General features: G+C 67.8%; 13 protein-coding genes. 9 read left to right on the forward strand and 4 right to left on the reverse strand.

All coding sequences use genetic code 11. The annotated features are described in order from the left end of the window. The first annotated feature begins 284 nt into the window (after positions 1-284). The 4 genes from XM1_RS00670 to XM1_RS00685 are packed head-to-tail and all read left to right on the forward strand — an operon-like array spanning position 285 to position 6866. Positions 285-1508, forward strand: a complete 1224-nt coding sequence (locus tag XM1_RS00670; RefSeq protein WP_068428194.1) for a CmpA/NrtA family ABC transporter substrate-binding protein — start codon at positions 285-287, stop codon at positions 1506-1508. Continuing rightward, the gene (nirB, locus tag XM1_RS00675; protein ID WP_068428196.1) at positions 1505-3964 is read left to right on the forward strand and encodes a nitrite reductase large subunit NirB; all 2460 of its coding nucleotides are present in this window, start codon (positions 1505-1507) and stop codon (positions 3962-3964) included. The genes XM1_RS00670 and nirB overlap by 4 nt, the downstream gene beginning before the upstream one ends. Positions 3965-3967: 3 nt before the next feature. Further along, complete coding sequence (gene nirD / locus XM1_RS00680; RefSeq protein ID WP_068428197.1) at positions 3968-4303, forward strand: nitrite reductase small subunit NirD; 336 nt, start codon at positions 3968-3970, stop codon at positions 4301-4303. Further along, positions 4296-6866 (forward strand): nitrate reductase, encoded by a 2571-nt coding sequence (locus XM1_RS00685; RefSeq protein ID WP_068428199.1) that lies wholly within the window; start codon positions 4296-4298, stop codon positions 6864-6866. The genes nirD and XM1_RS00685 overlap by 8 nt, the downstream gene beginning before the upstream one ends. Before the next feature lie 7 nt (positions 6867-6873). Here XM1_RS00685 and XM1_RS00690 read toward each other — a convergent pair whose 3' ends face one another. Next, positions 6874-7218, reverse strand: coding sequence for a hypothetical protein (locus tag XM1_RS00690; RefSeq protein ID WP_068428208.1), 345 nt, complete (start codon positions 7216-7218; stop codon positions 6874-6876). A gap of 127 nt (positions 7219-7345) precedes the next feature. On the opposite strand from XM1_RS00690, the gene XM1_RS00695 reads away from it, so the two are divergent. The 4 genes from XM1_RS00695 to XM1_RS00710 all read left to right on the forward strand — a co-directional run bounded on the left by XM1_RS00695 (position 7346) and on the right by XM1_RS00710 (position 12267). Further along, positions 7346-8836, forward strand: a complete 1491-nt coding sequence (locus tag XM1_RS00695; RefSeq protein WP_068428211.1) for a glycosyltransferase family 39 protein — start codon at positions 7346-7348, stop codon at positions 8834-8836. A 7-nt stretch (positions 8837-8843) separates the two neighbouring features. Further along, entirely contained in the window at positions 8844-10058 is a 1215-nt protein-coding gene (locus tag XM1_RS00700; protein ID WP_231920641.1) for a glycosyltransferase family 9 protein, read from the forward strand. Further along, complete coding sequence (ugpQ, locus tag XM1_RS00705) at positions 10055-10762, forward strand: glycerophosphodiester phosphodiesterase (protein WP_068428214.1); 708 nt, start codon at positions 10055-10057, stop codon at positions 10760-10762. Before XM1_RS00700 ends, ugpQ begins: the two co-directional genes overlap by 4 nt. Before the next feature lie 104 nt (positions 10763-10866). Continuing rightward, positions 10867-12267, forward strand: coding sequence for a nitronate monooxygenase family protein (locus XM1_RS00710; protein ID WP_068428217.1), 1401 nt, complete (start codon positions 10867-10869; stop codon positions 12265-12267). 85 nt (positions 12268-12352) lie between these two features. On the opposite strand, the gene XM1_RS00715 is transcribed toward XM1_RS00710, so the two are convergent. After that, positions 12353-12556: a ribbon-helix-helix protein, CopG family gene (locus tag XM1_RS00715; protein ID WP_068428219.1), complete on the reverse strand. Its 204-nt coding sequence runs from the start codon at positions 12554-12556 to the stop codon at positions 12353-12355. Positions 12557-12651: 95 nt separating this feature from the next. On the opposite strand from XM1_RS00715, the gene XM1_RS00720 reads away from it, so the two are divergent. Next, entirely contained in the window at positions 12652-14772 is a 2121-nt protein-coding gene (locus tag XM1_RS00720) for a transglycosylase domain-containing protein (protein WP_068437339.1), read from the forward strand. A gap of 19 nt (positions 14773-14791) precedes the next feature. On the opposite strand, the gene XM1_RS00725 is transcribed toward XM1_RS00720, so the two are convergent. Then, positions 14792-15274, reverse strand: a complete 483-nt coding sequence (locus XM1_RS00725) for a YcgN family cysteine cluster protein (protein WP_068428222.1) — start codon at positions 15272-15274, stop codon at positions 14792-14794. Next, entirely contained in the window at positions 15237-16463 is a 1227-nt protein-coding gene (locus XM1_RS00730; protein WP_068437342.1) for a polyhydroxyalkanoate depolymerase, read from the reverse strand. Before XM1_RS00730 ends, XM1_RS00725 begins: the two co-directional genes overlap by 38 nt. Positions 16464-16494: the final 31 nt, after the last annotated feature.

The following is a 16494-nucleotide window of genomic DNA, read 5'->3' on the forward strand; positions in this document are numbered from 1 at the left end:
TGTTACTGTTTATTTTTTAGGCACATCCTGCCGGCCATCGGCATCAAGCCCAGCATTTTCGCCGCATCCGGCTTGGCATGAGGCGTGCAAAGCAGAGGACGAGACTTCAGGCGGACCTCAATGGCGAGGCCCGCCGCCCTAAGACGAAGCCCCGGTGTCGCGACGAAGCGGCCCATGGGGCGAAGGAACAAAGGCGTTCCACGGAAATTCGGCGCCGCCCCCAATGGGCCGGCACCGGGCCTTTCCGCGGAACGCCTTTTTTGTTTGGCCGAGGGACCGACGAGATGAACCTGGAAAAGACCCGCCTGAAGCTTGGCATCGTGCCCCTGATCGACGCGGCCCCCCTGGTGGTGGCCAAGGAGCGCGGCTTCTTCGCCGAGATGGGCCTCGACGTCGAGCTGTCGCGCGAGGCCTCGTGGGCGTCGATCCGCGACAAGGTGGCGGTGGGCGCGCTGGACGGGGCCCAGATGCTGGCCCCCATGCCGCTGGCCATGAGCCTGGGGCTGTCGCCGATCCGGGTGCCCATGGCCGCCGGCATGGCGCTGAACCTGGGCGGCAACACCATCGCCATCGGCAACGCCCTGTGGGAGCGCATGGAGGCCGCCGATCCCGATTCCATGGAAGCCGCCCCCGTCTCCGCCCGCGCCCTGAAGCGGGTGATCGAGGCCGACAAGGCCTGCGGCCGTCCGCCCATGACGTTCGCCACCGTCTATCCCTATTCCTCCCACGCCGCCGAGTTACGGCTGTGGATGGAAGCCGCCGGCATCGACACCCAGAAGGACGTCACCCTTACCGTGGTGCCGCCGCCCCAGATGATCTCGTTCCTGTCGGCGGGCAACATCGTCGGCTATTGCGTCGGCGAGCCCTGGGGCAGCCTGGCGGCCCGCATGAATCTGGGCCGCATCGCCGCGACCAGCGGCGACATCTTCGCCGGACGGCTGGAAAAGGTCTTCGCCGTCACTCAAAGCTGGGCGGAAAGCCACCCCGAGACCCATCTGGCGGTGCTGCAGGCGCTGATCAGCGCCGCCCAATGGTGCGACGACAACCGCTGCGAACTGGCCGAGCTGCTGGCCCAGCCGCAATACGTCAACGCCCCCGTCGACGCCCTGCTGGCCCCGCTGCTGGGCGAGCACGGCCTGCCCAGGACGCTGATCACCTTCCACGCCCAGGCCGCCAACTTCCCCTGGCGCTCCCAGGCCATGTGGCACCTGGAGATGATGAAGCGCTGGGGCATGGCGCCCGCCGCCCTGGACACGCGCTCGGCCGCCGAAGCCGTGTTCCGCCCCGACCTCTACCGGGTGGCCGCCCTGGCGCTGGGCCTGCGCGTGCCGCTCACCGACTACAAGACCGAGGGCGCCCACGCCGGCCCCTGGACCCTGCTGAAGGCCACCCGCCCCATGGAGATGGGCCCCGACCTGCTGCTGGGCGGCGCCACCTTCGATCCCTTCACCGCCCGCATCATCGCCTCCGCCCCGGCGGCGCGGACCGAATCAGGAGACCTCACATGAACGCTGTTCCCCGCCAGAAGCTGGTCGTCATCGGCAACGGCATGGCCGGCATGCGCACCGTCGAGGAATTGCTGGCCATCGCGCCGGCCCGCTACGACATCACGGTGTTCGGGGCCGAGCCCCACCCCAATTACAACCGCATCATGCTGTCCTCGGTGCTGGCCGGCGAGAAGCAGGTGGACGACATCGTCATCAACACCCGCGAATGGTACGCCGAAAACGGCATCACCCTTCACACCGGCGACCCCGTCGTCGCCATCGACCGCGCGGCAAAGACGGTGAGTTCGGCCAACGGCGTCGTGGTGCCCTACGACAAGCTGCTGCTGGCCACCGGCTCCAAGCCGCTGATGCCGCCGCTGCCCGGCCTGGACCTGCCCGGTGTGGTCGCCTTCCGCGACATCGCCGACGTGGACAAGATGCTGGAAGCGGCCGAGGCCCAGCAGCGCGCCGTGGTGATCGGCGGCGGCCTTCTGGGCCTGGAAGCCGCCTGGGGCCTGAAGCGGCGCGGCATGCCGGTAGCCCTGGTCCACCTGATGCCCACCCTGATGGAACGCCAGCTGGACGTGGAAGCCGGCCACCTGCTGCAAAAGGACCTGACCGAGCGCGGCCTGCACTTCTTCACCTCGGGCCAGACCGAGGAGATCATGGGCGCCGAGGAGGGAACCGCCAAGGGCGTCAAGCTCACCGACGGCCGCGAGATTCCCGCCGACCTGGTGGTGGTCGCCATCGGCATCCGCCCCAACGTGGATCTGGCCAAGGCCTCGGGCCTGGACATCAACCGCGGCATCGCGGTGGGCGACGACATGGCCACCTCGGACCCGGCCATCTATTCGGTGGGCGAGTGCGTCGAGCATCGGGGCCAGATCTTCGGGCTGGTCGCCCCCATCTGGGAGCAGGCCAAGGTCTGCGCCTCGCGGCTTGCCGGCCGCGACGGCCTCAACTACGAGACCCCGCCGCTGTCCACCCGGCTCAAGATCACCGGCATCGACGTGTTCTCGGCCGGTCAGTTGGCCGCCCAGGACGAGGCCGACGAGGAACTGGTCTACCGCGACAGCGCCAAGGGCATCTACAAGAAGCTGGTTATCCGCGCCGACAAGGTGGTGGGTGCCGTCATGTACGGCGACGTCGCCGACGGCTCCTGGTACTTCCAGCTGATGCGCGAGAAGGCCGACGTGGCCGCCATCCGCGACCGCATGATCTTCGGCCAGGCCTATGCCGATTCCTCCTGCAAGGGCCACGGGGGCGGCGTCAACGTCGCCGCCATGAGCGACGACACCCAGGTCTGCGGCTGCAACGGCGTGTCCAAGGGCGCCATCGTCAAGGCCATCACCGAGAAGGGGCTGACCAGCCTGGACGAGGTCAAGGCCCACACCAAGGCCTCGGCGTCCTGCGGCCAGTGCGCCTCGGTGGTCCAGGCTATCCTTTCCCACGTCACCGGCGAAGTGGTGGAAGCCAAGGCCGCCGGCATGTGCGGCTGCACCGACCTGTCCCACGACGAGGTCCGGAAGGCCATCATCGCCCAGGACCTGAAGACCCAGGACGCGGTGCGTTCGGCGCTGGGCTGGCGCCATGCCGACGGCTGCGCCAAGTGCCGCCCGGCCTTGAACTACTACCTGCTGTGCGCCTGGCCCAGCGAATACGTGGACGATTACCAGAGCCGCTTCATCAACGAGCGCGTCCACGCCAACATCCAGAAGGACGGCACCTATTCGGTGGTGCCGCGCATGTGGGGGGGCCTCACCACGCCCGACGAGCTGCGCGCCATCGCCGACGTGGCCGACAAGTACGAGATCCCCACGGTGAAGGTCACCGGCGGCCAGCGCATCGACCTGCTGGGCGTCAAGAAGGAGGATCTTCCCGGCGTGTGGGGCGACCTCAACAAGGCCGGGCTGATCTCGGGCCATGCCTATTCCAAGGGCCTGCGCACCGTGAAGACCTGCGTCGGCTCGGAATGGTGCCGCTTCGGCACCCAGGATTCCACCGGCCTCGGCGTCAAGCTGGAGAAGCTGATGTGGGGGTCGTGGACGCCGCACAAGGTCAAGCTGGCGGTGTCGGGCTGCCCGCGCAATTGCGCCGAGGCCTCCATCAAGGACATCGGTATCGTCTGCGTCGAGGCCGGCTACGACATCTCGGTGGGCGGCAACGGCGGCATCGAGCTGCGCGGCACCGACCATCTGGTCCGCGTCGCCACCGAAGAGGAGGTGTTGGAGTATTCCGGCGCCTTCATGCAGATCTACCGGGAAGAGGCCCGCTACCTGGAGCGCACCGCGCCGTGGGTCGAGCGGGTCGGCATGGACTACATCCAAAAGCGCGTGGTCGAGGACGCCGAAGGCCGCCGCGCCGCCTTCGCCCGCTTCATCTTCTCGCAGAAATACGCGCAGGTCGATCCCTGGGCCGAACGGGCCTCGGGCGCGGTGGATGCGCACGAATTCAACACCCTGGCCGAGGTGGGCTGAACCATGCAGGACTGGATCAAGATCGGACGCGTCGAGGACATCCCCAAGCTGGGAGCCCGCACCGTCCAGACGGCAAAGGGCGACATCGCGGTATTCCGCACCTCGGGCGACGAGATCTTCGCCCTTCACAACCGCTGCCCCCACAAGGGCGGCCCGTTGAGCGAAGGCATCGTCACCGGTCGTGTGGTGGTCTGCCCGCTGCATTCCTGGACCATCGACCTAGTCACCGGCGAGGCCACCCAGCCCGACGAGGGCTGCACCCGCCCGGTGGAATCCAAGGTGGCCGACGGCCAGGTCTGGCTGAAGCTCGACGTCGCGAAAAAGGTGGCCCATGGCTGACACGATGCCCGAGATCGTCCGCACCACCTGTCCCTATTGCGGCGTCGGCTGCGGCGTCATCGCCGCGCGCTTAGACGATTCCGCCGAATGGGTGGTCAAGGGCGATCCCGAGCATCCCGCCAATTTCGGCCGCCTGTGCGTCAAGGGCTCGGCCCTGGCCGAGACCATCGGCCTGGACGGCCGCCTGCTCCACCCCATGATCGGGACGGAGCGGGCGGCGTGGAAGCCGGCGCTGGATCTGGTGGCGGAGAAGTTCTCCGCCGCCATTGCCGAACACGGCCCGGATTCGGTGGCCTTCTACGTCTCCGGCCAATTGCTGACCGAGGATTACTACGCCGCCAACAAGCTGATGAAGGGCTTCATCGGCTCGGCCAACATCGACACCAATTCGCGGCTGTGCATGTCGTCCACCGTGGCGGGGCACGTGCGCGCCTTTGGTGCCGACACCGTGCCCGGCTGCTACGAGGATCTGGAACTGGCCGATCTGGTGGTGCTGGTGGGCTCCAACGCCGCATGGTGCCATCCGGTGGTGTTCCAGCGCATCCTGGCCGCCAAGACAAGGCGGCCCGACATGCGCATCGTGGTCGTCGACCCCCGCCGCACCTCCACCGCCGAATGCGCCGATTTGCATCTGGCCATCCGTCCCGGTTCCGACGCCGTGCTGTTCAACGCGCTGCTCGCCCATCTCAGGGGCGAGGAGACCGAGTTGGACGTGGGCGTCCCCTTGGAACAGCTCGTCCAGTTCTTCTCGTGGTTCGCCGACACCGAGAAGACCGTCACCCTCTGGTCCCAGGGCATCAACCAGTCGTCGTCCGGCACCGACAAGGTGGATACCATCATCAATTGCCACCTCCAGACGGGGCGCATCGGTCGGCCCGGCATGGGGCCGTTCTCACTCACCGGCCAGCCCAACGCCATGGGCGGGCGCGAGGTGGGCGGGCTGGCCAACATGCTGGCCGCCCATATGGGCTTCGACGAGGCCAGCGTGGACCGGGTCGGTCGCTTCTGGAACGCGGCCCGCATGGCGACCAGGCCGGGCCTGAAGGCGGTGGACCTGTTCCGCGCCGTTTCCGAGGGCAAGATCAAGGCGCTGTGGGTGATGGCCACCAATCCGGCGGTCAGCCTGCCCGAGGCCGACCTTGTGCGCGCCGCCATGCAGGCCTGCCCCTTCGTGGTGATTTCTGAATGCGAGGCCGACACCGATTCCGCTCGGCTGGCCCATGTGCGCCTGCCGGCCCTGGCCTGGGGCGAGAAGGAGGGCACCGTCACCAATTCCGAGCGCCGCATCTCGCGCCAGCGCCCCTTCCTAGCCGCGCCCGGCGAGGCCAGGGGCGATTGGTGGATCATCGCCCAGGTGGCGCGCCGCATGGGCTTCGCCGATTCCTTCGCCTGGCCCGATGCGGGCGCCATCTTCGACGAGTTCTGCCGCCTGACCGCCTTCGAGAACCATGGAACCCGCGACCTGGACCTGTCGGGTCTGGTGGGTGCGGATTACCAGGCCATCGAGCCGATCCAGTGGCCGGTGACGTCGCCCGGACAGGGCACGGCGCGGATGTTCGCCGACGGCCGCTTCTTCCATCCCGACGGCAAGGCCCGCATGCTCGAGATCACGCCGCGCCCGCCGGCGCGGGCCACAGACGAGGCCTTCCCCCTGATCCTCAACACCGGGCGCATGCGCGACCAGTGGCACACCATGACGCGAACGGGGCGCTCGCCCCGGCTGGCCGCCCACGCACCCGAGCCGGCGCTGCTGGTCCACCCCAAGGACGCCGCCCGCTTCGGCCTCGCCGATGGCGGGCTGGCCAGGGTCTCGGGGGCGCGAGCCAGCGTGGTCCTGCGCGTCGCCATCGACAGCGGCCAGCGCTTAGGGGAAGTCTTCGCCCCCATCCACTGGAACGACCGCACGGCGTCCGGTGCGGTGGTCGGCAGCCTGATCGACGCGGCCACCGATCCCGTCTCGGGCCAGCCCGAGCTGAAGCAGGCCCCCGTCATGGTCGCGCCCCTTTCCGCCGCCTGGCATGGCGTGCTGCTGTCGCGCAACCCGGTGGAGCTGCCCCGCTCGTTCTACTGGGCCAAGGCGGCGGGGACGGGCCATTCGGTCTGGCGGCTGGCGGGCGAGAGCGGCGAGGACTGGCCCGCCGCCGCCAAGCAATGGCTGGGGAAAGACGGCGAGTGGATCGAGTTCCTCGACCCCAATCGCGGCCATTACCGGGGCGCGCGTCTGGTGGACGGCCGCCTGGACGCGGTGCTGTTCGTCTTTCCCTGGGCCACCGATTTCTCGCCCGACTGGGTGGCCGCCGCCTTCGGCCGCGCCGCCATCCTTGGCGACGAGCGGGCCACCCTGGTGGCCGGCGCGCCGCCCGGCGGCGACCGCGGCCGCGACAAGACGGTGTGCGCCTGCTTCAACGTCGGCCTGGCGGCCATCCGCGCCGCCATCGGCAACCACCGCCTGTCCAGCGTGGCCGAAGTGGGCGCCATGCTGAAAGCCGGCACCAATTGCGGCTCGTGCATCCCGGAATTGCGGGCGATCCTGGCCGAGGCGGCGCCTAAGAAGGTGGCGTAGGGCGCCCTTACTTCTCGAAGACCGCCCAGCCCTTGTCGCCCTTGACGAAGCGGCCCGAGGCCTTTTCCGTCTTGGCGCCCAGCGGGCCGTCCAGCGTCATCTCGAAATCGCAGGCGAAGCCGGGATTGCCCTTGGCCTCGGCGCAGGCCAGCTTCTTGAAGCCCTTGACCTTGGTGGACAGGTCCTTGCCGATCAGCTTGCCGACGCCGCCCAATTGCTCGTTCATGCCGCCGAAGGTCTGCTCGACGGCGGTCTTCATGTCGGCCTCGGACGGCTCGCCGCTGCAGGCGGCCAGCAGGCCACAGGCGAGGGAAACGGCGATCAGCGGCTTTGCGGCGGTGAAACGGGACATGTGACCTCCTCCATCCATGTTCCCATCGGGTATAGCGGCGTCCGCCCCGGGCGACAAGGTGGCGGCTGGTCGAGGGGGGGCATTTCGTGGTATTGCCCCGTCGCCCATAGTCCACGCAGCCGGAACCATGACCATTCGAGCGAAAGACGCCGCATTGCTGGCAGGAGTGGTGGTCCTGGCCGCCCTGCTGCATCTGTGGCTGGCCGGCGGCGCCCTGCTGTCGGGGGACGAGGCCTATTACTGGCTGTGGTCGCAGGACCTGCAACTGTCCTATTACGACCATCCCGCCATGATGGCCTGGTGGATGGCCGCCGCCACCGCCCTGTTCGGCGAGTCCGAGGCGGCCATTCGCCTACCCGCAATCCTCGCCGCGGCCGCCGTCACCTTGCTGGTCTTCGACATCGCCCGCCTGGCCTTCCAGGACATCCGCGCTGGCTGGTGGGCGGTGGCTCTGCTCAACGCCACCATCCTGTTCGCCGCCGCCGGCGTGATCGTCACCCCAGATTCGCCGCTGCTGGTGTTCTGGTCCCTGTCGCTTTGGGCCATGATCCGCCTGCTGGACGAGGGGCGGGTGCGCTGGCTGTACCTGCTGGGGCTCTCGCTCGGCCTGGGCTTCACCTCCAAATACACCATGGTGCTGATCGCGCCCGGCATCCTGGCGGTGTTCGCCCTGTTCGCCCCTGCGCGGCGCTGGTGGAAGAGCCCCCATTTCTGGGCCGCCATCGTCCTGGCGCTGGCCTGCACCGCCCCGGTGCTGGTGTGGAACGCCCAGCACGACTGGGTGTCCATCAAGAAGCAGCTGTCCCATTCCTTCGACGTGCCGGTCAGCAATCCGCTGAAAAGCCTTTCCACCTTCCTCGGCACCCAGCTGGGCACGGTCACGCCGCTGATCTTCGCCTTCATGCTGTGGGGCATGGGCTGGGCCCTGTGGTCGGGCTGGCGGCAAAGGCGGCCCGGCTGGTTCCTGCTGGGCGCCACCTCGGCGCCGCTGCTGGCCTTCTTCGTCAACCACAGCCTGGGCGGATTGGTGCAGCCCCATTGGCCCGGCCCCGCCTATCTGGGCGCCGCCATCGCCACCTCGGGCGCCTGGGTCACGCTGGGGCCGTCCTGGCGCAAGAGCCTGCGCTGGGCCTGGATGGCGGCGGTGGCCCTGGGCGGCCTGTTGGTCGCCGCCACCTATGTGCAGATGGCCACGGCGCGCCTGCCCATCCCCATCAAATCCGATCCCATGAGCCGCCTGGGCGGCTGGGACGCGCTGGCCCGGGCGGTCCAGGCCGAGCGGGCCAAGCGCCCCGATTCCTTCGTCTTCGCCAGCAAGCACGAAGTGGCCGGGTTGCTGACCTATTACCTGCCGGGCCATCCCATCGTCTTCCTGACCGGTTCGGCTGGCTTTCCCCGAATTCCTTCGTATGATGCGCAAGACGCCGCCACCCTGGTCGGGCGCGACGGACTTTACGTGATCAAGGACAGCTTCTACGCGATCCAGGATATGCAAAGGTCCTTCCGCAGCCTGACGCTGCTGACCACGGTGGAAAGGCCCTGGGGGGGCAAGGTGGTCGATCGGTACGAAATCTGGCTGGCCGAGGGCTATTCCTCGGGCACCTTCGAGAACAAGTGAGGCGGTCGTGAACGTCGACAGGATGCGGCAGATCGATTTCTGGGCGGGGGTCCCGCTCACCTTCCTGATGACGCTTTACTGGCGTATCCGCTGTTTCTTCAGCCCGCCCGCGCCCAAGGCAGGCAAGAACATCCTGTTCATCGAACTGTCCGAGATGGGCAGCGCGGTGATCGCCGACGCGGCGCTCAAGCGGGCGCAGGCGCTGTTCCCCGACGCCCGGATCTATTTCCTGATCTTCGCCAAGAACCGCCCCAGCCTGGACATCATGGGCACCATCGCGCGGGAAAACATGCTGACCATCCGCGCCGACAGCCTGGTCAATCTGGTGGTGGACACGCTGGCCATGGTCCGCACCATGCGTTCGCTGGACCTGATGGCCGCCATCGACATGGAGATGTTCTCGCGCTTCTCGGCGCTGCTGACCTTCCTGTCGGGCGCGCCCAAGCGGGTGGGCTTCCACCGCTTCCACACCGAGGGGCTTTATCGCGGCGAGCTGCTCACCCACCGCGTGCCCTACAATCCCCACCAGCACGTGGCCAAGTGCTTCATGGCCCAGGTCCACGCCCTGACCGAGCCGGAAGGCACCACGCCCCACGGCAAGGTCCATTTCACTGAAGCCGACATCCGCCTCGCCCCGGTGACGCCGTCGGCCGAGGTGCTGGACGCTTTCAAGACCCGGCTGTTCGAGGCCTATCCGGTGCTGCAAGACGCCAAGCGCTGGGTGATCCTCAACCCCAACGCCAGCGAGCTGATGCCGCTCAGGCGCTGGCCCTACGACCGCTACAAGGAAGTGGCCCGCCGGCTGCTGGCCGAGCACGACGACATGGCCATCATCATCACCGGTGTCGCCTCGGAAAAGGCCGAGGCCGAGACCCTGGTGGCGGCGGCGGGTTCCGACCGCATCTGCAATCTGGCCGGCTTCACCCGCATGGAAGACCTGATCCCGCTTTACGCCTTGTCGGCGGTGATGGTCACCAACGATTCCGGCCCGGCCCACTTCGCGGCGCCCGTGGGCCTGCCCACCATCGTGCTGTTCGGCCCCGAGACGCCCGCCCTCTATGGCGCGCTGAACGACAAGGCCGAGTTCATCACCGCCCGCCTGGCCTGTTCGCCCTGCGTCTCGGCCATGAACCATCGCAGCACCGCCTGCACAGATCCCGCCTGCATGCGCGCCATTCCGGTGGAGCAGGTGCTGGGCGCGGTGAAGCGCCTGCTGGGATGATGCTGATCGGCCATCGCGGACTGGCCGGCCTCGCCCCCGAGAACACCCTGGCGTCATTGCGCGCCGCCAGCGCCCATGGCCTCGCCATGGTCGAGTTCGACGTGCGGCTGTCCCGTGACGGCGTGCCGCTGGTCTTCCACGACGACACCCTGGAGCGCACCACCGACGGCACCGGCCCGGTCGCGGCGCGGGACTGGGCCGAGATCGCCCGCCTGGACGCCGGCTCCTGGTTCGCCCCCGCCTTCGCCGGAGAAAAGGTCCCCAGCCTGGAACAGGCGCTCGGCCTGTGCCTGGACCTGGGGCTCGCGGTCAACATGGAGATCAAGCCCGATGCGGGCCGCGAGATCGAAACCGCCGATACCGCCCTGGCCCTGGCCCTGGGCTCGTGGCCCGACGGCATCGCCCCGCCGCTGGTTTCCAGCTTCGCAATCCCCTGCCTGGAGGCGGCGCGCCGCGTCGCGCCCCATTGGCCGCGCGCCCTTTTGCTGGAAGGCCTCCCCCCCGACTGGCGCGAGCGGGCGCGAAGTCTCGGCGTCGAGGCCCTGCATCTGGATCACCGGACGCTGGAGGCGGAACAGGTCGAAACCGTAAGGGCGGCGGGGTTCTCGGTGCGGGCCTACACGGTCAACGACCCCGTCCGGGCGCGGCAGCTTCGAGACTGGGGCGTCACGGGCGTGTTCAGCGATTTTCCTCATTCGTCATGAGTTCGTAACGTCACTGTGGCGCATGACGACAAAGGGTTATATATGTGCCGTCATCGGCAGGCCTGGGAGAGCCCGCCGACGCCATGCGAGGAGTTACCCCTGACGTGAAAGCGCTCGATCCTATCCTGATTTCCGGCCGCGAGGTCCTGCCCCTGGTCGAGGGCGGCAAAGGAATCAACGTCTCCAACGGCGAAAGCTCGGGCGCCTGGGCGGCCGCCGGCGGCGTCGCCACCTTCTCCGGGGTCAACGCCGATCTCTATGACGAGAACGGCAATCGCATCGACATGGTCTATCACGGCAAGACCAGGACCGAGAAACACCACGAGCTGATCGCCTACGGCATCCGGGGCGGCATCGCCCAGGCCCGCATCGCCCACGACCTGGCCGGCGGCCAGGGGCGCATCCACATGAACGTGCTGTGGGAGATGGGCGGCGCCGAGCAGATCCTTGAAGGCGTGCTGGAAGGCTCCAAGGGCCTGATCCACGGCGTCACCTGCGGCGCCGGCATGCCCTACCGCGTGGCCGAGATCGCGGCGCGCTACGGCGTCTACTACTACCCCATCGTGTCGTCGGCGCGGGCCTTCCGCGCGCTGTGGAAGCGCGCCTACCACAAGTACGGCCAGTTGCTGGGCGGCGTGGTCTACGAGGATCCCTGGCTGGCGGGCGGCCATAACGGCCTGTCCAATTCCGAAGACCCCAGGAAGCCCGAGCCCCCCTACGGCCGCGTCGCCGAGCTGCGCAAGACCATGACGGAATGCGGCGTGTCCGGCAACGTGCCGATCTTCATGGCCGGCGGCGTCTGGTGGCTGAAGGAGTGGGAGGACTGGATCGGCAATCCCGAGCTGGGCCCCATCGCCTTCCAGTACGGCACCCGCCCGCTGCTGACCCAGGAAAGCCCCATCTCCAACGAGTGGAAGCAGCGCCTGCTGACGCTCCAGCCCGGCGACGTGCTGCTGCACCATTTCAGCCCCACCGGCTTCTACTCCTCGGCGGTGAAGAACGGCTTCATCAACGAGCTGTGCCAGCGCCTGGACCACCAGATCCCCTATTCCAGCGAATGCGTCGGCGACCACGAGGCCGAGCTGCCCATCGGCGCCCGTAAGCGCATCGTCTGGGTCACGCCCCATGACCGCGACCGCGCGCTGGGCTGGATGAACGAGGGCTTCACCGAGGCTCTGCGCACCCCCGATTCCACCCTGGTCTTCGTCACCCCCGACAAGGCCGAGGAAATCCGCATCGATCAGGTCAACTGCATGGGCTGCCTGTCCCAGTGCATGTTCTCCAACTGGGCCCAGAACGAGGCGGGCACCACCGGCAAGAAGGCCGATCCGCGCAGCTTCTGCATCCAGAAGACCCTGCAGAACATCGGCCATGGCGGCGACGTGGAGCACGAGCTGATGTTCGCCGGCCACAACGCCTACCGCTTCGGCTCGGACCCGTTCTACAAGAACGGCTTCATCCCCACGGTGAAGCAGCTGGTGGAGCGCATCGCCAGCGGCGAGTGACCCTCTTTCTGCCACATTGTGAGCCCACAAACGGAAACGCCGCCCAAACCGGGCGGCGTTTCACGTTGGGGCGATGCCTGTGGCTCTATTCGTTGACCGCAGCCTTCAGCACGGCACGGGCCTCGTGCTCGTCGATCTGGTGGACGTCCGAGAGGTGGGTTTCCCAGTTCTCGACGTATTCCTTGACCGCGACGGCCAGGCATTCCCCCACCGTCTGCCCGGTCTCGGCGGCCAGCGCCTCCAGGCGCTGCTTCAGTTCGGGCGAGATGGCAAGCGACAGGGTTTCCATGGTTCGGTCCTCGTTAAACATTCCGCGCGGAGTCTACATCCAATGAACGGATGTTGCCAGTTCCGAGCGCCCCCCGCCCCGTGGTAGAAGGCGCCATGGCAGTTCCTCCTTCGCGCCCCAAGGGCGCCGGCAATCCGTTCAAGCTTTCCATCGACCCCGCCGACCGGCTGTTGCCCAGCGGTTCCGGGGGCGAAATGCCGCCGCGCGAGCCGCCGGGACCGAAAAAGACGCGCGAGCCCCGCGAGCCGAAGAAGCCGTCCAGGGCGCCGAGGAAGACCGGCGGCAACGGAGGAAACCGGCGGATCTGGCTGCGTCGTCTGCTGCTGTGGGGCCTGACGCTGGCCATCTGGGCCGGCATCGGCGTGGCCGGCATCGTCGCCTATTACGCCATCGACCTGCCCGACATCGACCGCATGACCGCCCAGACGCGGCGGCCCAGCGTGGTGTTCCACTCGGTGGAAGGCGAGACCTTCGCCGCCTATGGCGATTTGTACGGCGAGCCGCTGGAGCTTGCCGAGATGTCGCCCTTCATCGCCCAGGCGGTGCTGGCCACCGAGGACCGGCGCTTCTACAGCCATTTCGGCGTCGACCCCATCGGCCTGGCCCGCGCCCTGTTCGTCAATTTGCGCGCCGGCCACACGGTGCAGGGCGGCTCGACCATCACCCAGCAGCTGGCCAAGAACCTGTTCCTCACCCCCGACCGCAATATGAAGCGCAAGGTGCAGGAAGTGCTGATGGCCCTGTGGCTGGAAAAGCGCTTCTCCAAGGAGCAGATCCTGGGGCTCTACCTCAACCGGGTCTATCTGGGATCGGGCACCTTCGGGGTGGACGCCGCCGCCAAGCGCTATTTCGACGTCTCGGCCCGCAAGGTCGACGTCTACCAGGCCGCCGTTCTGGCCGGCCTGCTGAAGGCGCCGAGCCGTTATTCGCCCTTGAACGACCCGGAAGCGTCGCGCAAGCGCACCGCCGACGTCTTGGACAACATGGTCAAGGCCGGCTACATCGACCAGAAGACCGCCGACACCGTCCAGGTCACCGGCGCCGCCCAGCTGGTCAAGCGCCCCATTCCGGCCGGACGCTACTTCGCCGACTGGGTGATGAGCAACCTGGACCAGTTCGGCGAGGTGGCGGGCAAGGACATCATCGTCCACACCACGCTCGACATCAGCCTGCAGCGCAAGGTGGAAGCCGACCTCAAGGCCATGATCACCGGCCCCGGCGCCAAGGCCCACGCCTCCCAGGGCGCCGTGGTGGTGATGAGCCCCGACGGCGCCATCCGGGCGCTGTCGGGGGGCAAGGATTACGACGACAGCCAGTTCAACCGCGCCACCCAGGGGCTGCGCCAGCCCGGCTCGTCGTTCAAGCCCTTCGTCTACCTCACCGCCATGGAGAAGGGCCACACCCCCGACGACGTCTACGAGGACGCCCCCATCAGGCTGGGCAACTGGAGCCCCGGCAATTACACCGGCAAGTATCTCGGCCCCATTCCGCTGCGCCAGGCCCTGGCCGAATCCGTCAACACCGTCGCCGTCAGGCTGGTGGAGGAAGTGGGACCCGCCCGGGTGATCGCCACGGCGCGGCGCTTAGGGATCACCGCCGAATTGCGGGGTGACGCCACCCTGGCGCTCGGCACCAGCGAGGTGTCGCTCTTGGAGATGACCACCGCCTATGCCGCCCTGGCCAACGGCGGATACGGAATCGCCGCCTATGGCGTGTCGCGCATCACCGATCCCCAGGGCCAGGTGCTCTACCAGCGCCAGGGCGGCGGCTTCGGCCAGGTGGTGTCGCCGGTGGCGCTGGCCCGCATGCACGACATGATGAGCGCCGTCATCACCCAAGGCTCGGGCAAGGCGGCGCGCCTCGACCGCCCGGCCGCCGGCAAGACCGGCACCACCCAGGATTACCGCGACGCCTGGTTCATGGGCTTCACCGCCGATTACGTCACCGGCGTGTGGATGGGCAACGACGATTACCGCATCGAGATGAAGAAGGTCACCGGCGGCGGCCTGCCCGCCCAGTTGTGGAAGCAGATCATGGTCGCCGCCCATCGCGGCCTGCCCGCCCGGCCGCTGCGCACGCCCGAGATTCCGGCCGAGCCCAACCCGGCCGAAAGCGTCGGCGACTTCGTGGCCGGAGCCGCCCAGGCGGCCGGCGACGTGGCCAAGGGCATCGGCGGGGCCATCGACGATTTGCTGAAGGGGATCTTCGGGCGCTGAGCCCCTCGTTGGTGACCGGCTATTCCGGCCAGGTCACCACGTGGTAGTCCAGAAGGTCGGCGCGGGATTCGGCGATGACCTTGCCCCGCACCGAGATGCCGGCCCGATGCACCGTCTCGGGATCGCCCGAGACCAGCGGGTGCCACCATTGCAGCACCTTGCCCTCGGCGAGCAGGCGATAGGCGCAGGTGGACGGCAGCCATTTGAGGGTCGGCAGCACCACGGGGGAAAGCTCGACGCAATCGGGCACATGGTCCCAGCGCTTCGCATAGTTCTTGCAGCCGCAGGTATGCAGGTTGAGCAACCGGCAGGCCACGTTGGTGTAGTGGACCTCGCCGGTGTCGGCGTCCTCGAGCTTGTGCAGGCAGCAGCGGCCGCAGCCGTCGCAGAGCGATTCCCACTGCGCCCGGGTCATGGCCGAAAGCGGCGTGGTCCGCCAGAAAGGCGGACCTTCCGCTTGGGCGTCAGCCCCGGTCGTGTTGACGGATGAACTCGCGGACATTGGGATAGACCTCTTCGCGCCAGCGGCGGCCGTTGAAGACGCCATAATGGCCCACCTTGGACTGCAGGTGGTAGCGCTGCTTCTCGGGCGCCAGGTTGACGCACAGATCGTGGGCCGCCTTGGTCTGGCCGACGCCGGTGATGTCGTCCTTCTCGCCCTCGATGGTCATCAGGGCGGTGTGGCGGATGGCGCCGGGATCGACCTTGCGGCCGCGCGACACCATGACGCCGCGGGGCAGGTGGTGCTCCTGGAACACCTTGCGGATGGTCTCCAGGTAGTAATTGGCCGGCAGGTCCATCACCGACAGGTACTCGTCGTAGAACTCGCGGTGCTGGGCGGCGGAATCGCCGTCGCCCTTGACCATGTTCTGGTAGAGCTTGACGTGCTCGCCCACGTGGCGCTCGAGATTCATGCTCATGAAGCCGTGCAGCTGCAGGAAGCCGGGATAGACCTTGCGGCCGTGGCCGGGATAATTCATGGGCACCGAGTGGATCACCGTGCGCTCGAACCACGAATGGGGCTTGTGGGTGGCGACGTCGTTGACCTTGGTGGGATTGACGCGGGTGTCGATGGGACCGCCCATCATCAGCATGGAGCGCGGCTGGTTGGGGTTGCCCTCGGCGGCCATCAGCGACACGGCGCACAGCATGGGCACCGACGGCTGGCACACGGCCATGACGTGGGTGTCGGGCCCCAGGAATTCCATGAACTCCACCAGCAGGTCGATGTAGTCGTCCAGGGTGAAGTCGCCCTTGGCCAGCGGCACGTTGCGGGCGTCGATCCAATCGGTGATGTAGACGTCATGCTCGTGCAGCATGGTCTCCACCGTGCCGCGCAGCAGGGTGGCGAAATGGCCCGACATGGGGGCCAGCAGCAGCACCTTGGGGTCGTTGCGCCCTTCGACGTTGCGCTTGAAGTGCAGCAGATTGCAGAAGGGGGTCTCGTGGGCCACCTGCTCGACCACGCTCACCGTCTCGCCGTCCACCGTGGTGGTGTGCAGGTTGAAGGGCGGCTTGGGATAGCGCCGCGTGGTCCGCTCCACCAGTTCCGCCGTCGCCGCCACCGTGCGGCCGAACTTGGTGTAGGCCATGGGCACCCAGGGATGGCTGTACACCGACTGCATGGCCTCGGCCAGCATGCGCATGGGGGCGAAAGCGTGGTGCTGCATTTCGTGCAAGTGATAGAGCATGTCCGTCGATCCCAGGCTGGTTGGAACGGTG

The organism is Magnetospirillum sp. XM-1, assembly GCF_001511835.1.
Lineage (GTDB): Bacteria > Pseudomonadota > Alphaproteobacteria > Rhodospirillales > Magnetospirillaceae > Phaeospirillum.

What these genes read in the sequence shown, in the direction of transcription:
- nirD (WP_068428197.1), top strand. Translation starts at nt 3,968, where the DNA reads ATGCAGGACTGGATCAAGATCGGACGCGTCGAGGACATCCCCAAGCTG.
- XM1_RS00725 (WP_068428222.1), bottom strand. Translation starts at nt 15,274, where the DNA reads ATGTCCGCGAGTTCATCCGTCAACACGACCGGGGCTGACGCCCAAGCG.
- XM1_RS00715 (WP_068428219.1), bottom strand. Translation starts at nt 12,556, where the DNA reads ATGGAAACCCTGTCGCTTGCCATCTCGCCCGAACTGAAGCAGCGCCTG.
- XM1_RS00730 (WP_068437342.1), bottom strand. Translation starts at nt 16,463, where the DNA reads ATGCTCTATCACTTGCACGAAATGCAGCACCACGCTTTCGCCCCCATG.
- XM1_RS00720 (WP_068437339.1), top strand. Translation starts at nt 12,652, where the DNA reads ATGGCAGTTCCTCCTTCGCGCCCCAAGGGCGCCGGCAATCCGTTCAAG.
- nirB (WP_068428196.1), top strand. Translation starts at nt 1,505, where the DNA reads ATGAACGCTGTTCCCCGCCAGAAGCTGGTCGTCATCGGCAACGGCATG.
- XM1_RS00685 (WP_068428199.1), top strand. Translation starts at nt 4,296, where the DNA reads ATGGCTGACACGATGCCCGAGATCGTCCGCACCACCTGTCCCTATTGC.
- XM1_RS00670 (WP_068428194.1), top strand. Translation starts at nt 285, where the DNA reads ATGAACCTGGAAAAGACCCGCCTGAAGCTTGGCATCGTGCCCCTGATC.
- XM1_RS00695 (WP_068428211.1), top strand. Translation starts at nt 7,346, where the DNA reads ATGACCATTCGAGCGAAAGACGCCGCATTGCTGGCAGGAGTGGTGGTC.
- ugpQ (WP_068428214.1), top strand. Translation starts at nt 10,055, where the DNA reads ATGATGCTGATCGGCCATCGCGGACTGGCCGGCCTCGCCCCCGAGAAC.
- XM1_RS00690 (WP_068428208.1), bottom strand. Translation starts at nt 7,218, where the DNA reads ATGTCCCGTTTCACCGCCGCAAAGCCGCTGATCGCCGTTTCCCTCGCC.